At 39.3% G+C, this 15,982-nt stretch carries 16 protein-coding genes, 1 other RNA gene and 1 pseudogene; 9 read left to right on the top strand and 9 right to left on the bottom strand.

Annotated features, from left to right (window positions below):
• Nucleotides 1–8: 8 nt before the first annotated feature.
• Nucleotides 9–776 carry a (Fe-S)-binding protein gene (locus J0J36_RS06975; RefSeq protein WP_019291859.1) on the bottom strand — a complete coding sequence of 256 codons (768 nt, stop codon included), beginning with the start codon at nucleotides 774–776 and terminating at the stop codon, nucleotides 9–11.
• A gap of 236 nt (nucleotides 777–1,012) precedes the next feature.
• Between J0J36_RS06975 and J0J36_RS06970 the strand changes: the two genes are divergently transcribed.
• The 9 genes and pseudogenes from J0J36_RS06970 (at nucleotide 1,013) to rhaM (ending at nucleotide 7,564) form a co-directional block, all read left to right on the top strand.
• On the top strand, nucleotides 1,013–1,684 hold the full coding sequence (locus tag J0J36_RS06970) for a YoaK family protein (RefSeq protein ID WP_019291858.1): 672 nt from the start codon (nucleotides 1,013–1,015) through the stop codon (nucleotides 1,682–1,684).
• A complete protein-coding gene (locus tag J0J36_RS06965; RefSeq protein WP_019291857.1) occupies nucleotides 1,681–2,415 on the top strand; it encodes an MBL fold metallo-hydrolase in 735 nt (244 codons plus the stop codon). The genes J0J36_RS06970 and J0J36_RS06965 overlap by 4 nt, the downstream gene beginning before the upstream one ends.
• Nucleotides 2,415–2,906 carry a tRNA adenosine(34) deaminase TadA gene (gene tadA / locus J0J36_RS06960; RefSeq protein WP_019291856.1) on the top strand — a complete coding sequence of 164 codons (492 nt, stop codon included), beginning with the start codon at nucleotides 2,415–2,417 and terminating at the stop codon, nucleotides 2,904–2,906. The genes J0J36_RS06965 and tadA overlap by 1 nt, the downstream gene beginning before the upstream one ends.
• Before the next feature lie 78 nt (nucleotides 2,907–2,984).
• A complete protein-coding gene (locus J0J36_RS06955; protein ID WP_153925220.1) occupies nucleotides 2,985–3,446 on the top strand; it encodes a hypothetical protein in 462 nt (153 codons plus the stop codon).
• A gap of 53 nt (nucleotides 3,447–3,499) precedes the next feature.
• An RNA gene (ffs, locus tag J0J36_RS06950) (signal recognition particle sRNA small type) lies at nucleotides 3,500–3,597 on the top strand.
• Between the two features lie 428 nt (nucleotides 3,598–4,025).
• Nucleotides 4,026–6,002: a VWA domain-containing protein gene (locus J0J36_RS06945; RefSeq protein WP_019291854.1), complete on the top strand. Its 1,977-nt coding sequence runs from the start codon at nucleotides 4,026–4,028 to the stop codon at nucleotides 6,000–6,002.
• Nucleotides 6,003–6,190: 188 nt separating this feature from the next.
• Nucleotides 6,191–6,400: pseudogene (locus J0J36_RS06940) on the top strand (L-rhamnose isomerase); the annotation flags it as partial.
• A gap of 12 nt (nucleotides 6,401–6,412) precedes the next feature.
• Complete coding sequence (gene rhaD / locus J0J36_RS06935) at nucleotides 6,413–7,237, top strand: rhamnulose-1-phosphate aldolase (protein WP_019291852.1); 825 nt, start codon at nucleotides 6,413–6,415, stop codon at nucleotides 7,235–7,237.
• 30 nt (nucleotides 7,238–7,267) lie between these two features.
• Nucleotides 7,268–7,564: an L-rhamnose mutarotase gene (gene rhaM / locus J0J36_RS06930; RefSeq protein ID WP_019291851.1), complete on the top strand. Its 297-nt coding sequence runs from the start codon at nucleotides 7,268–7,270 to the stop codon at nucleotides 7,562–7,564.
• 423 nt (nucleotides 7,565–7,987) lie between these two features.
• Here the strand turns inward: rhaM and J0J36_RS06925 are convergent, their stop codons facing one another.
• Genes J0J36_RS06925 through J0J36_RS06890 form a run of 8 tightly spaced genes read right to left on the bottom strand, consistent with a single transcriptional unit; the run spans nucleotide 7,988 to nucleotide 15,930 of the window.
• Nucleotides 7,988–8,638 carry a GNAT family N-acetyltransferase gene (locus J0J36_RS06925; RefSeq protein WP_019291850.1) on the bottom strand — a complete coding sequence of 217 codons (651 nt, stop codon included), beginning with the start codon at nucleotides 8,636–8,638 and terminating at the stop codon, nucleotides 7,988–7,990.
• Nucleotides 8,631–9,008 (bottom strand): PaaI family thioesterase, encoded by a 378-nt coding sequence (locus J0J36_RS06920; protein WP_019291849.1) that lies wholly within the window; start codon nucleotides 9,006–9,008, stop codon nucleotides 8,631–8,633. The genes J0J36_RS06925 and J0J36_RS06920 overlap by 8 nt, the downstream gene beginning before the upstream one ends.
• Nucleotides 9,005–10,108, bottom strand: coding sequence for an o-succinylbenzoate synthase (menC, locus tag J0J36_RS06915; RefSeq protein WP_019291848.1), 1,104 nt, complete (start codon nucleotides 10,106–10,108; stop codon nucleotides 9,005–9,007). The genes J0J36_RS06920 and menC overlap by 4 nt, the downstream gene beginning before the upstream one ends.
• A complete protein-coding gene (menE, locus tag J0J36_RS06910) occupies nucleotides 10,098–11,450 on the bottom strand; it encodes an o-succinylbenzoate--CoA ligase (RefSeq protein WP_019291847.1) in 1,353 nt (450 codons plus the stop codon). The genes menC and menE overlap by 11 nt, the downstream gene beginning before the upstream one ends.
• Nucleotides 11,451–11,453: 3 nt before the next feature.
• Entirely contained in the window at nucleotides 11,454–12,296 is an 843-nt protein-coding gene (gene menB, locus J0J36_RS06905; protein WP_019291846.1) for a 1,4-dihydroxy-2-naphthoyl-CoA synthase, read from the bottom strand.
• A 31-nt stretch (nucleotides 12,297–12,327) separates the two neighbouring features.
• Nucleotides 12,328–13,155, bottom strand: coding sequence for a 2-succinyl-6-hydroxy-2,4-cyclohexadiene-1-carboxylate synthase (gene menH, locus J0J36_RS06900; RefSeq protein WP_019291845.1), 828 nt, complete (start codon nucleotides 13,153–13,155; stop codon nucleotides 12,328–12,330).
• Nucleotides 13,145–14,791: a 2-succinyl-5-enolpyruvyl-6-hydroxy-3-cyclohexene-1-carboxylic-acid synthase gene (menD, locus tag J0J36_RS06895; RefSeq protein WP_153925217.1), complete on the bottom strand. Its 1,647-nt coding sequence runs from the start codon at nucleotides 14,789–14,791 to the stop codon at nucleotides 13,145–13,147. Before menD ends, menH begins: the two co-directional genes overlap by 11 nt.
• 2 nt (nucleotides 14,792–14,793) lie before the next feature.
• On the bottom strand, nucleotides 14,794–15,930 hold the full coding sequence (locus tag J0J36_RS06890; protein ID WP_153925215.1) for an isochorismate synthase: 1,137 nt from the start codon (nucleotides 15,928–15,930) through the stop codon (nucleotides 14,794–14,796).
• Nucleotides 15,931–15,982 lie beyond the last annotated feature (52 nt).

Here is a 15,982-nt window from a genome sequence, read left to right as displayed (position 1 = left end):
CCTCCTATTTATTTTATAAATGCTGGATTTTTGATTGCATCGATTCTTTCTAAATCAACATTTGTGTTTAAAATTTCGGCAATGTGCATGACTCTAACCTTTTTGCCATCACGATTCAATTTTCCACCGATATTCATTAAGCAACCTAAATCAGCAGAAATTAAGATTTCGGCACCCGTTGATAAGATATCTCTTGTTTTTTCAGCAACCATCATTTCGGAGATTTCAGGAGCTTTAACGGAGAACGTTCCACCAAAACCGCAACAATTTTCTAAATGAGGCAGCGGAAGAAGCTCAAGTCCCTTGACTTTTTCTAATAGGACAAAAGGAGCTTCTCGTTCACCTAATATGCGGGTCATGTGACAAGAACGATGGTAAGTTGCCTTCTCGCCATTAAAGGTAGCACCAAGATCTTCAATCCCTAACACTCGATAAAGAAATTGAGTGAATTCATAGGATTTATCTGCTAAATCAATTGCTTTCTCTTTATAAGGATCGCCTTCATCGAACATATGTGGATACTCAGTGAACATCCCTGAACAAGATCCGGCTATACCAACCACATAATCAGAAGATGCAAAAGCATCAATCTGGTTTTTGATGGTAGGCATGGATTCTTGAGCTAACCCTGAGTTATAAGTAGGTTGTCCACAGCAAATTTGTTGTTCAGGTAGGTCTGTTTCAATTCCCAAACGTTCGAGTACTTCAACCATTGCAATTCCAACTTGTGGAAACATAAGGTCCATCACACAAGTGGAAAATATTGAAACTTTCATAAGCTCTCCTTAATTTGTTTAATTTTCATTAAAAATTCGATATCTTTAGATATGTATGCACTTTCATTATAAGCCGATTTTTTTATATTTTCAAAAAAAGGAGGTGTTAAAAGAATTTGACAGTGCATTTTGTTTATATATTATTTTTGATACAGGTCAAAGGGACAAAAGTAGCCCATAGAAGATCAACGAAACACAATTGTGCCAAAAGGTTTTAAGAATGCTATAATAAGAATATGAACACTGAAATGAGAGAAAAACTAAGAGTAGCCTCGCTCTTAGCGATGAACGCTGGATTTATGGATGCTTTTTCCTTTTTCCACTTTGATGGGCGCTTTATTGGGATGCAAACGGGGAACATGATACAGGCAGCGGTTTATTTAGCCAAAGGAAATTTTGTACGTGTAGCAGATTTTATCATTCCTGTTCTTTTCTTTTCTTGTGGAGTAATTTTTAAAAATATATATTCTTATTACTTAAGGAAGAAGAATAAGCCGGATACGATTTATTTGCTCTTATTGCAGTGGACAGGCGTGACCGTATTTACCTTACTTTATGCCACGGTTTTAAAATTACCTGTTTCCATTTTTGTTGGCTTTTTATCATTCTTCATGGCCATTCAGCACGATACTTTCAGTAAAACAAGAGGACTTCCTTACGGAAGTATCATGATGACCGGAAATTTGAAATCAACCATGGTCAACTTAACGAATTACGCGTTGACACATGAACAACGCTACTTACAAAACTTCCGTGTCTTTGCTAGTCTGGTCGGTGCCTTCTTCCTAGGGACTATCTTGGGTACTTATAGTGCCGATATCTTTGGCAACTGGACCTTACTGGTATCTAGCACATTTTTAATTATCGTTTACTTTATGTTAAGGTTTGAAAGAGAGGAGACAATATGAAATTAACAGCACTTGGTGTATGGGGCGGATATCCCACACGTGATGCAGGCACAACTTCTTATTTATTACAAAGTGAAGAAGGATTTAACCTTTTATTGGATGCTGGATCACGTGCCGTGACGGAACTTGAGCATGAGCTTTCACCCAATGATTTGGATGCAATCATCTTGAGCCACTACCACGAAGACCACATAGCAGACTTAGGCGCTTTGCGTCAATATCGTCAGCTGCAAACAGTGAAACCACAAATTTTGCCAATTTATGGCCATCAGGAAAATGAATACGAATTTTCAAAATTATCTTTGGAAAATGTCAGTGAGGGAATTGCTTATGATGTCGAAAACGGCACATCTGTTGGACCCTTTGATATTCAGTTCTTAAAAACAGTGCATCCTGTTATTTGCTACGCGATGCGTATTGTTGAGAGAGCGACAGGACAGGTTTTAATTTATACAGGAGATACGGGCTATTTTGCAGAACTTGTTGATTTTTCCAAAGATGCGGATATCTTGCTGGCTGACGTTTATTTCTTCAAGGATAAGGTCAAAATGCCGAACCACTTGTCCAGTGTAGAAGCAGGAGAAATTGCAGCACAAGCCAATGTGAAAAAACTAGTCCTCACACATCTGCCACAAGTTGGTGATTTACAAGTATTACGTGAGGAAGCGCAAGAAGCAGCAGGAAATATACCAGTTGACTTGGCTCAACCCCATATGAAATGGACGGTATAATGGAGTTTAGTCAGCAAGAAAAAGAGTATTTCATGCAGCAAGCACTGCTTGAAGCCCAAAAGGCAGCAGAAAATGAAGAAGTCCCCATCGGCGTGGTCATTGTACACGATGGTGAAGTAATTGGCCGCGGTTTTAACCGCCGAGAACTTGATGGCCGTGCTACGCACCATGCAGAAATTTGCGCCATTGAAGCTGCTAATGAAGCTGTGGGGAACTGGCGTTTATTAGACTGTGCTTTATTTGTTACTATTGAACCTTGTGTTATGTGTGCTGGAGCCATTGGTTTAGCTCGCATTCCACAAGTATACTTTGGTGCAACAAATCCCAAGTTTGGAGCAGCGGTAAGTTTGTATCAAATCTTAGAAGATAAACGGCTCAATCATCGTGTCACTTTAGAAAGTGGCATTTTAGAAGCTGAGTGCGCCGACATCATGAAAGATTTTTTCCAACATCGGAGAAAGAGAAATAAAGAAAAAAAAGAGCAGCTGTAACTGTTCTTTTTTATAGGAAATTTCTGTAAGTTTTTGTTACCATAGACAAAGGATAAAATAGAAAAACGAGGATAACTCATGGACGCCGAAAAAACTCCCAAGCAGCGCTACAAAGAAGAAACAGCACCTTACCGCGCCTGGCTCAATAGTATCAGTATTCCTATTGGATTGATTGTACTTTTTATCGCTGTCTTCCTTGGATTTACGATCAATGCAGCAGGAGTAATTCTTGTTGTGTTTGCTATTATTACCCATATTGGTTATGTACGGATTCACGCACCTAAAATCTGTCATGTAGCACCCATTCTTTATTATTTGTACAACGTACTGTCAATTTTTTATGTGATGACGCTCATTGCGCAACCCCAAGATAGTATGCTTGTAGCTATTCTTTCTTTGATTAATTTCCTTGTATTGATTTTGGTGATTGTCTTTTATTTTATTGGAGCAAATGCTATCAAGAAACATTTTCCAACCATGAAAGAAGATTATGAACGTGCTGTGGAAGTTTATAAGGAGCGGAAATCTTTAAGTAAATGATAAAATTTTTTTGATAAAGTCAAAGCTTGTCAAAACAAGAAGAAGTATGTTATAATAAATTTCGGAGCAATAAGTTTCTTACGAAGCGTGTCAGGACCTGACGGTAGCAGCACTAAGTATGGAGCTTATGTGCTCTTTTTTTTTACCATTTTTTTATATTAGTTACTCCAGAAATATAGTATAGAAATATAAATAAAGATTGATAAAGCAAGTGTTTTTCCGGGAATATAATAATGTAAGTAGTGTAATTATAATAGCAAGATTCAACTAAAAAAATATAAAGGAGAAGTTGTCATAGCTTTTTTTATACAAAATATAAAAAAATAGTTGGAAATAATTTTCTTCTGTTAAGTAAATGACTCATAGAGCCTTGAATAACAGGATTTCACATGATTGTCAGAAAAATTACAATTTATTAGAAAGAAAAGATAATGCTATTGAATAGAGTATGATTTAATTTTGCTTAATACTTAATATGATATTAGCGCATCAGTGTAAATATTATTGCTATAAAGTGAAAAATTTAAATTTGTTAGTCAACTATTATATTTACTAAATAAACGGATTGGAAAACAAAAAGTGAAAAAGATATTTAAATTATTTTTACTATTTTTGATTTTAATTTTTGTTGGAGGAGAAGCAGTTTTGGCTAAGGCTGAGACAATAGATTTCCCTTATATGAACGACCAACAAGGAAAATATATTAAAGATGGTGTTACAAATGGTAATACACATAATTATGATTATGGTAATGTAGCAGGCGTTTCTTTTGATAGTGAAGGTTATGTTAATTACGATAATAAAGCTTACGTTAAAAAAAGCGTAAAGGAAAATGCTGAAAAACAAGGTTTATTTGATGTCACCCTTGATGTGAAGGGAAATGATATTAATCCGCCACGTGATATAGACTTGGTTTTCGTTATCGACTTTTCATCTACAATGTCTGGCGAAAAACTCCAAAATACACAAAATGCAGTGCATCAATTTTTAACCAGTATTGCTGAAGTTTTGCAAGAAGGACATGTTCGTGTAGGATTGGTTTGTTATAATCGAAATCTTTACTCCACACAAACATTCTCCACAGATGCCAACTATTTAGATGATTTCTTGGTTAATGGAGCAAAGAGTCAATCTGGAACCTTTACTCAAAAAGGACTTATTGAAGCAGAACGTATGTTTACGGAAGATGGGCGTGGAGATGCGGAGCATATGTTGGTTCATATCGGGGATGGAAGTGCTAACCGCAGTTATATTCCTGCTCCAGATGCTGTTGAGTATCCTAATAATGGAGAACTTATCGACTATAATGGCTACCATACCTCAACATATCATGAAGATTTTCAGACGGACTCACCTTTATACCACACCACAAGTGCTGGTTCAGATACAAATGGGATTGTAGTGAATAAAAATGTTATTAATGATGACACTTTGGGAAGTGTGATGAAGCTTAAAAAGAGTGGGGTAATTTGTTATTCAGTCGGCGTAGCACCTTCTGGAAGAGGAGAGTATATAGCGAAAAATATTTCCTCTAATCCTTCAGGATATTATACAATTGATGAAAATCTAGAAGGATTAGCAGAGGTCTTTAAGAACTTGCAAAATAATATTTTAAAAACTATCCCTAATGGAACGATTACAGATCCGATGGGGGAAGGTATCCTCCTACAGGGTTCAGGAAATTTCACAGAACAAAATTACAAACTACAAGGCTGGCGTAAAGATAGTAGCGGTGTATGGCAAGAAGCACCAGATTTGGTTCAGGATATAAAAGTTACAGAAGCAAATCAAACAATTTCAGTTTCTTCAATTGCACTTGGAAGCGATGAACGTATTACTTTGAGCTATCAGGTACGTATTGATACCGAAAATTCTGATTTTAAGGGAGATAGCTGGTATCTGTGTAACGGGAGAACGACTTTAGATCCTAACAAATCAGGCGAGGAATTAGATTTTCCGATACCATCAATAAAAGCACCAAAGATTTCTTTAGATGTTGAAAAAGTTTGGGAAAATATAGATAAAAATCAAACACCTGATTCTATAGAATTTATTGTTACACGTCAACAGGTAACTTCTGAGACATGGACATCAAGTGATATCATTAAACTCACAAAGGAAGAAGGCTTTAAGCAAGAATATAAAACTTTAGAGGTTAATGCTCAAAATGTTGACTTACCGTTGTATAATAATAACGGTGATGACTTTACTTACCAAGTTGAAGAAATAAAAGTACCAGATGAGTTTCAAAGTACAGTTACTCAAAATGGAAATAAATTCACAATAAAGAATACATTTATTGGAACAACCACAGAACCTCCAACAACCACAGAACCCCCAACGACAGAGTCCTCAACTACAACAGGATCTTCATCAGAGATAACAAACTCAACTTCAAATGAAGATACGAAGAGAGATTCGAAGCATTTGCCAAATGCTGGAGAAAAAGTTACAAAGACAGCTCTAGTTGGTTTGTTTTTCATTATCCTCGCATTGATTTTCGTATTTGTAAGAAAATTTATGTTAAAAAATAAGGAAAAAAGTAATATAAAATAAAAAGACATCAGAAATTTCTGATGCTTTTTTATTTGAAGGTAGGTTAGGGAGTTATATAAATTAAGGAAGAGGGCACCAATTAACGAAAATCACTCCACAACAATTTGTTTAGTACTCCCCGCACTGCCCGAAAAGTCAATGCTTAGAGTGTTTGTAGCTTCATCAAAACTTACGCCGTCACTCATCGAAAGGATATGCTTGAACCCATTCAAGATTTGAAAGAGATGGAGCTTGAATTTGATTTTACTAAACGTATGGCCTACACAGAAGAGTTGAAAGATTTTCCTTATGCCGATGTCTGGAATTACTTCTGTGAGCAAAATGGTGTACCTGTTGGTTTAGACTGGTTAGAAGAGGTTCGCAATTACGAAGAAGAAGTCTTGATGGAACGTAAATAATAGGAGAGAAAAGTGAAAAAGTTAGACATTTTAACAGCACCTTTTGTGCAAGAAGTAATGAAAACAAGTGCGAATCTTTATCGATTAGGTTGGGATGAACGTAATGGTGGGAATATTTCTTACTTGCTAGATGAGGATTGGATTACCCCTTTTCTAGACGTAGCACAAGTGATACGTGAAATTCCGATAAAGTTTGATGCTAGCAAATTAGCGGGTCGTTATTTTGCCGTGACAGGATCTGGAAAATATTTTAAAAATATTCAAGACTTTCCTGCAGAAAATATGGGAATTATCCGTATATCTGACTCAGGTAATACAGTAGAATTACTCTGGGGACTCGAGAATGATGCTCTTCCTACAAGCGAGTTACCTAGCCATTTCATGAGTCATATTGCACGGCTAGAAGTTGACCCTGAAAACCGGATTATCATGCACAATCATGCGACGCATCTTTTGGCAATGACATTTACACATGAACTGAATGAACGTACTTTTACAAGAACTTTATGGCAGATGTGTACAGAATGTCTAGTTGTTTTTCCTGAAGGGCTATCCATTATCCCATGGCTTATCCCAGGATCAAATGAAATTGGTGAAGCAACAGCAAGTAAAATGAAAGAAACACGTCTAGTAGTCTGGCCACAACACGGTATCTATGGAGCAGGCCGTGATATGGATGAGACATTTGGCTTGATTGAAACGGCAGAAAAGGCTGCACAAGTCTACACCTATGTTCAAGCACAGGGAGGAGTTAGACAGACTCTAGAAGATGAAAATCTTCAACGTCTTGCAGATGCTTTTGGTGTAACCCCACATGAAGGGTATTTAGATATTTAAGAGGAATAGAATGATAAAAAAGCAGTAAAGATGCAACTTTTAAAAGGATGTGAAAAAGAATATCAAAAGAGGCATGATGAAATTTGGCCGGAGATGGTCGAGATGTTAAAAGTTCACGGCGTAATTTCTTATTCAATTTTTCTTGACCCCTTTACTTGTGCATTATATGCTTATTTAGAAATTGAGGATGAAGAGAGATGGTTGAAAACTTCAAAAACAGTAGTAAATCAAAAATGGTGGGATTTTATGTCTGATATTATGGATACAAACTATGATAATAGCCCTTCATCTGTTGAGCTACTAAAAATTTTTGAGTTAGAACATTGAAAATAAAGTTTAATTCTCTCTATAATTGTATCTCAAAATATTCTATAGACCGTAAACGAATCAAAATTTTGACAACTTATGAAATGATTTTTATTAATTTTTTGAAAAAAGTACATTAAAACTCATATAATATTATATGAGTTTTAATGTATCTTAGAATGAGTCTCTTTCTGTTTTATAATATTATAATAGAGAAATTATATTATTTAATATCAACGCTTGAAATAAAATACGGTACTCTTTAGTTTATCCAAATATTAAATTAGAAGTGCTATTTTCAAGTCAATATGATGCACATTGATACAGTGAAACAATTTGACTCAAAATATAATTTCTTATCTTGACTAATACAACGTACTAGAATACCTAAAACTTAAGAAGAATATATTATTATAACTTTTACTAATAAGATTATCAAACGGATCAACTCACTCGCCCCGCATAAACATAATATTCCTCAACATCCTCCTCGGAAACTTCCGCATTATTACTCCAGGAGAAGCGCCGTGATGCGATTCTTTTTAAGCCTTTTTTCTCGTAAAAAGGATAATTTGAATAGCTGTCTGTCAGGAGGAAGAAGGTTTTTGCCTTATTTTCCTTCAAGTAATCAAGGAAAAGTTGATAGAGCTTGCTGCCAAGACCTAAGCCTTTATAGTGCTCATTTAAGATTAAAAGGTTTAAGGCAGCATCAAATGTTTGCTTGTTTTGCTGTATGAGTTCCTCATTGAGCTTCATGGTTTCCAAGTAAAAGTCAAAAACGGTTTCGGGTTTCCCTTGGTTGATGATTAAACTCAGAGCTTCAAGTTGGCGGTACCTTATCCGACTTTTAGGAAGCAGATCAGGAGTGAGAGCAGCAGCGACGATACCGATAATTTTTCCTTTATCTTTAGCGACAAAAACCTTTGTGGAGGTCAAGAGGATTGTTTCAAGAAAAAAGTCAGCCATAGGCAAGACATGTTCTTGTTTATTCCACTCTTGATAAGCCCAAGTGTCAATAATCAATTGATTGATATCCGCAAGTTCGGCTTCATTTATATCCACCAATTCTGTAAATACTAAGTTGTCTTTATCCATATCTTTTTTCCACAATAGCGTTCGTTACGGTGACTTGTGCCACTAAAATCTCTTGCGCATCTGTAAACTTCATCTCCCAAACATGGGTGCGCCCACCTTTGTGCAGAAGAAGTCCCTGCGCAAAGAGCATTCCAGCTGCTTTAGTTGGGTTCAGATGATTGCCATTAACCGCTTGGCCGACAGCAAAATGTTTATCGTCAAGCAAGAGATTACTTGCCATACCAGCCGCAACCTCAGCAAAGGCCAGCGTTGCGCCACCATTTAAGAAACCTTGAGGTTGCGCGTGAAAGGCTTCTAAAGGCATTTGAGCAGTAAAACCTGTTGGGGTTAAAGTTAGCTGTTGAATACCCAGTTGTTCAATCAAAGTCATGTAAAAATCTCCTTTTTCACAGTGTAATGCTCAAGTGCTGTCTGATTGATAGCCACACCCAAGCCCTTGCCACGTGGTCTCTTCATCTTGCCTTCAATAAATTTAATTTCTGGTACAATCAAATCTTCATGAAAATAATAGGACGAATCTGATAAATCCCCGGGCATGGCATTGTCGCTTAAAGTGGCCAGTTGTGTATGCAATATCTTGGAAATACCACTTTCGACCATGCTGCCAGTCCAGAAAGAGATGTTATTTTTCCGGCAAAAGGCGATGGCTTCTTTTGTTTGATAAAGTCCACCTAAGCGGCCAATTTTGATATTGAGCATGGTCTTTCCCTTAAGTTGAGAAAGGGCCTGTAAATCACTCCAACTTTGGACATTTTCGTCAAAACAGAGAGGTGTTGAAAGCTGCGGAAGAATGTTTTTATAGTCTTCAAGATTATCGGTAGCAAAAGGTTCCTCAATGCAGACAAGTCCAAATTGATCGAGCTTTGTCAATGCTTCAATATTTTCAAGCGTATAAGAACGGTTGGCATCAACAACCCATTGGAGGTGAGGATAATGCTTCACGGCGTATTGGACGCGCTCAAAACCATCTGCGGGTTTAATTTTTAGCTTTATTCTTTCCACACCTTGAGCGACTAATTCATCGATTTTTCTAGGAAGCTGTTCAAAAGGAACATCTCCCAAGACGGCACCACGGGATAAAGTGTCTGTTAAGGGCTCAGGAAAAAGGGCAGCGATTGTATTTTCATCCTTGGATTTGTAATAAAGGTCCACCAAGGCATTTTCCAAACCTGCCATTGCCATCGGCAAGGGCTGCTCAAAAAATTGGTGAATGTCAAAGGGATGTGTAAAGTGTGTTGTCATTACTTTTGGAATGTAAGTCTGCACTAAGGAGTCCCATGAGCTTTCAAAAGTTTCTTGCGTGTAGAAAGGTGTAGTAAAGCTTACGCATTCGCCATATCCACGCTGGCCGTTTTCGTCTTCAGCAATGATAATGATGGTGTCACGCAGTTTCAGCTCACCTTTGGCTGTCTTGAAGTTAAACTTCATCGGGAGTTGGACGTGATTCAAACTGATCGATTTAAGCTTCATTTTTTAAATTTTTCCTAAGAATTTTGCCTGAGGCATTTTTGGGGAGGGCGTTCATTTTGATAATCTGGCGCGGAAGTTTATACTTGGCCAGACGCTGGCTCAAAAAGTTTGTAATTTCTTGGGCATCAGGCCTACCTGCGTAGAAAAGAAGTGGCACTTGCCCCCAAGTTTCATCTTCTTGTGGGACAAGCGCACATTCGACAACACCCTCTAAGCTATAGAGTAAGTCCTCAATCTCTTTGGGATAAATATTTTCCCCGCCTGAGATGATGATGTCTTTACGGCGATTGAGAATGTAAAGGAAGTTGTCTTCATCAAGATAGCCAATATCACCTGTGTTGAAAAGTTGAACATCCTCTTGATTAAGATAGCCTTTCATGAGCATTGGCGATTTTAGATGTATTTCGCCCGCCTGAGTGGCATCAGGATTTAAAATTTCAATCTCTACGCCAGGAAGTGCTTGACCGACAGAAGTTAGCTTGTCCGGATGTTCCAAAATGTTGAAGGTGACAGATTGGGAAAAAGTTTCAGTCATCCCGTAAGTCTTGTATACAGGTAAGCCTTGTGCAAAACATGCCTGTATCAAAGGTTGCGGAATAAATTCGCCCCCTAATAAGAGGACACGTAAACTTTCGGCAGCAATTTTATCATGAACACGTTTAAGCATGGTCGGTACCATGGAAACCATATTTACCGAGCTGTTATTCATCAGTTTGATCAACTCTTCCTCATCGAAAGAAGCACGTATGGTGGCCTGAGTGGCATTGTAGAGACTGCGCATGATAATGGAGAGACCACTGACATGAAACATGGGGAGGACCACAAGCCAGTTGTCCTCGGGAAGGACGCCCATGGTTGCTGCAGAAGCAGCCACATGTGCCCCAAGCATTTTCCATGTGATAGGCACAGATTTGAACTTTCCAGTTGTTGCACTGGTGTTCATAATCACAGCAATTTTCTCTGGCGCTGGCTGCCAATTGAGCACAGCTGTACGGGTTTCTAAAGAATGGATGTCAGAAAAAGACAAGTCTGCTGGGTAGGTTTGCTGATCCGAAGCAATCAGCAGTTCCACATCGAGTTCAGTCAGTTGCTCTTGGATTTCATTGGCTGTAAGATGCGTATTGAGCAGGAGGACTTCCTTGTCCAAAGCCAATAGCGCAAAGAGCACAATGGCCATTTCTGGCGAATTTTCTGAAAGAAGAGCTAGGCGGTTGTGCCTAGCTGTTTCTTTGTTTAAATGTTGGGCTGTCTGAACAGTTTTATCGTAGACTTCTTTAAAAGTCAGCTGATTTAAGAAAAGTTTATTTGGCGATTTTTCAGCCTGTTCTTTTAACCATTTCATGGCTTATGGGAATTTAGGGAATTGGTCAAAGTCAGGTTTGCGTTTTTCTTTGAAAGCATCGCGCCCTTCCTTGGCTTCGTCACTGAGGTAGTACATGAGCGTTGCATCACCAGCAAATTGTTGCAAGCCAGCAAGTCCATCAGTTGCCGCATTCATTGAGCCTTTAAGCATACGAAGTGCCATTGGTGACAAGGCAAGCATTTCTTCGGCCCATTTAACTGTTTCCTCTTCAAGTTGATCAAAAGGTACCACAGTGTTTACCATGCCCATATCCATTGCTTCTTGCGCAGTGTATTGACGGCAGAGGAACCAGATTTCACGTGCTTTCTTTTGGCCAACCATAGCAGCCAAGAGGCCTGCACCATAACCGGCATCAAAAGAACCCACACGTGGTCCTGTTTGACCAAACTTAGCATTTTCAGAAGCAATCGTTAAATCACAAACGATGTGGAGAACGTGTCCACCACCGATAGCAAAACCGTTGACCATCGCAATAACAGGTTTTGGTGTGATACGGATCAGATGTTGCAAGTCTAAAACGTTAAGACGAGGAATTTGATCTTCACCAACATAACCACCGTCTCCACGTACTTTTTGGTCGCCGCCAGAACAGAAAGCTTCCTTATCTTCACCTTGGCCGTGATTAGCACCTGTCAAAACAATGACACCAATCGAAGTGTCGTCACGCGCTACAGTAAAGGCATCAATAAGTTCCACCACTGTTTTAGGGCGAAATGCATTACGTACTTCAGGACGATTGATCGTAATTTTTGCAATACCGTTATAAGTTTCGTAAATGACATCTTCGTACTTGCGGTCTAAAGCAAGCCAGTTATATTTTGACATAGTTTGTCTCCTTTTTTTGTTTATTTATTCATTATAGCATGGCTGAGTCATGCAAATGTGTCTTTAAGATTAAATTAAAATGCTGCGGCAGTTCAAGATGCACATTATGCCCTGCGTCTTCCACAATCAGGCTTTGCGATTTTGAATAAGTACCGATTTGTTCAGCAATTTGTTTATATTTTTGATCCAGAGCACCGGTGATATAAAGGAGTGGCAGCTTTAAATCTTGGAGTTTCTCTGAGATGTCTGGAAGCTTTCCTTGCCCTGTAGCACGTAAAGTTTGGGCCAGAGCATGAGGCGCATTTTGTGCGCGGCTGGACCAGATTTTATGTTGCTCTTCCTGAGGAAGGTTTTGCTGACTTTGGAAGATTGGGAGTGCCCCCCAATAATTGGCGAACCAGACAGCACCATTTTCCTCGATGTGTTCAGCCAAGCGAAGATCAGCTTGTAGACGTTTTTCACGTTGTTTAATGTCAGCTATGCCAGGGGCAGCGGATTCGATAATGAGTTGTTCAATGAGCTGCTCAGGAAAGTTGAGTGCAAATTGCAGTGCAATCCGACCGCCCATGGAATAACCCAGTAAGCTATAGCTTTTTTCTTGAAAGAGGCTTTGTACGATTTGCCTAAGCTGTTCACAAATGCTTTCCAAAGTGTAAGGCTCAAGTTGTTCCGGTTTGCTAGACTTTCCATGTCCCACAAGGTCTAAAGCAAAGATTTGGTAGCCAGGTATATCTAAATTTTCCCAAGTCACAGCAGACTGACTAAAACCATGTAAGGCTAAAAGTGGCTCGCCTTGACCATGTATCCTGACATGAAAGTGAAGTGAATCAATCTGGATATATTTATCTTCAAATAGCATAAGTCGTATATTTTTTGTGCAAGTCTAAGCTCACGTCCTTGTCCGTTTTAATTTCCAACAGATGAATACCTTTTTGAGCAAAGCTTTGACTGAATTGTTTTTCAAAGTCTTGATAATCTTCCACGAGATGATAATCCAAGCCCACCAACTGCGATAAACCACCAAAATCCAAACCGTGTGGCGTTGAGAACAGATAGTCAAAATGCGGTTGCCCCTTTTGTGCCAGATGGTGGAAAATTCCGCCACCATCATTGTTGAAAAGGACGATGGTTAAGTTGAGCTGATGCGTTTTACCTACGATTAAGCCATTGATATCGTGAAGCATGGAGAGATCACCGGTCAAGAGGGCCGTTGGCTGTCCGCCTGTAGCTATACCTAAGGCAGTTGATTCTTGTCCGTCAATACCATTCGTGCCACGATTCCCTAAAAGACGAACATTGGCTTGGCGACTGCGCCAAAAGTAATCCACATCGCGTATGGCCATTGAGTTAGAAATAAGAAGTTGTGCATGCTCAGGGAGCATGTTTTGCAGACTTTGAACATAACGCCCTTCAAAAGGTGCAGTTTCATCTTTAACTGTATCGAGTTTTTGGCGCATGATATGCTGATAGTTTTGCCACTGCTTGAGTGCTGTTTTACCAGCAGTTGAAGGTTGAACTGCTGCGCAAAAAAGTGCCACATCAGCTTGGATAACCTGTGTCGTAGTTTGACTCGGGTTGCGGTATTCAAGCGCCGGATCGACTTGGATATACTCTGCCTGAGAATTGTGAGCAATTAATTGTAAAACGCGTTTCGATACAGGGATTTGACCAAACTGAAGGAAACAGTCAACTTTAAGTGTGCTGAGGATTTCTGGCTGTGTGAGAAAAGCGTCATAAGCATCAATAATATTGGGATGACTAAAATTACGCAAATTAGACAAAGGATCCGCTAAAATAGGTGCCTGAATCTTTTCGGAAAGGTCTAAAAGTGCTTTTTGATAATCCGAGTTACTATCGGGTCCTGCGAGAATGAGCACATTGCCACTTAATCCAGGAACAAACTGCGGCTGCATTTTCCCTTGACTGAGAGAGAAAGGCGCGCGGCTTTTTTGGTAATGTTCTGGGTTCAGTTCTGGAATCAAAGGCTCACTGATAGGCACATTGATTTGCACGGCAGCAGCAGGAGTATGAGTAGATGCCATATAGGCACGTTGTGCGACCTTACGGGGATAAGTCCAGAAATTATGAGCATTGGGATGACTTAACTCTTCATAATGGTTAACAAATTTACCAAAGTAATCCGCCTGATTCACGGTTTGTGCAGCGCCCACAAATTGCAAGTCATTGGGCCGATCCGCGGTCAAAATAATGAGAGGGACACGACTGTGTTTCGCTTCAGTAATGGCGGGGAGATAGTGAGCAGCAGCAGAACCAGAAGTACAGATAAGAACCACTGGACGTTGGTGAGCTTTCGCTATACCAAGGGCAAAAAAGGCAGCTGAGCGTTCATCAATGTTGACATAAGTGTCATATTTGCCGTACTCTTCAAAAAGCATGGCAAGAGCAGTTGAACGTGACCCCGGGCTAAATACAGCTTCACGTACGCCTAGATTGAAAAATTCATCAACAAGTGGTGCTAAATATTCATTGTTCATTTTTAAAGTGCCTCGAGTATTGTTTTTAATTTTATCTTTGTTTCATCAAATTCGTCTTGACAGTCTGAAGCGGCAACAATGCCGCAACCGGCATAAGCGTAGCAGGTTTTACCATCAAATAGTGCGGAACGAATAGCAACAATGAGGGTTCCATCTCCCTGCGCATCGATCAACCCTAAAGGTGCCGCATAAAGTCCGCGTTCGTGTTTTTCATTGACACGGAGGAAATCCAGTGCCGCTTTACTAGGCTGTCCACCCAGTGCGGGTGTAGGATGAAGGTGCTTGGCCCAGTCGATTAGAGAATTGGAGGTGTCAATCGTCGATAAGAGTGTTCGAAGATGATACACATTCTTCAGAGCCATTATCCCCGTTTCTCCTATCTGAACTTGGGGTGATTTCTCCAACATCTTGTTCTTAATCTTTTGGACAACAATCTGGTGTTCATGAAGATTTTTAGGGTCTTTAAGTAAGCGGGTATCGCCCTGAGCGAGAGACCGTGGAAAGGTTCCAGCTAAAGCATAGCTCAGAATATGATTACCTTCTTTCTGGACCAAAATTTCAGGTGAAGCACCAAGAAATGTTTTACCAGCTTTATGATAAGCAAAAATAAAAGCTGAAGGGTTATTTTCTATCAACCGCTCAAGGATAGGCTCAATCTTAAAAGTCTGCTCACTCGTAAATTTAATTTGACGAGAAGCTACGATTTTGATTGTTTTGCCCTGCGCAATATTTTCCTGTAACTTTTGGTAAAGGCTTTGCCATTCTTGATAATCCGAAGCTTCTTCTGTATAGCTGTTGGACAGTTTACTTCCCTTTTCGTCCGTAATTTCTGGGAGAGAATCACAGGACAAAACATAAGACTCTGTAGGTGTTTGTACAAAGTAATGCTTAAAAGCGACAATCTCGTTTCCGAAATCTTGCCAAAGCTCATCATTTACTTCATCAAAAAAACTCTGGCTGTAAAAAACGTAAGGATAGTTTCCGATATCTTGTTCTTGCACAGCTTGCAAGCGTTGACTGGCAATAATCAACGCTTGCTTTTGGCTATCGTACCAAAAAAAACGCTCACTAGGGTCAGGGAAAGCAGACCAAAAGGCAAGCGGGTGCTCTAATTTGAGATTTATCCGTCTATAGTTCATAGTAATGAAATTATATCACAGATAGCAGAAGTAACGTGATATAATAGGCTTA

This window comes from Lactococcus sp. LG1074 (genome assembly GCF_017309525.1).
Taxonomy (GTDB): Bacteria; Bacillota; Bacilli; order Lactobacillales; family Streptococcaceae; genus Lactococcus; species Lactococcus petauri.
Note: the sequence above shows the minus strand (reverse complement) of the source record. Positions and strands in the feature narration are given on the sequence as shown.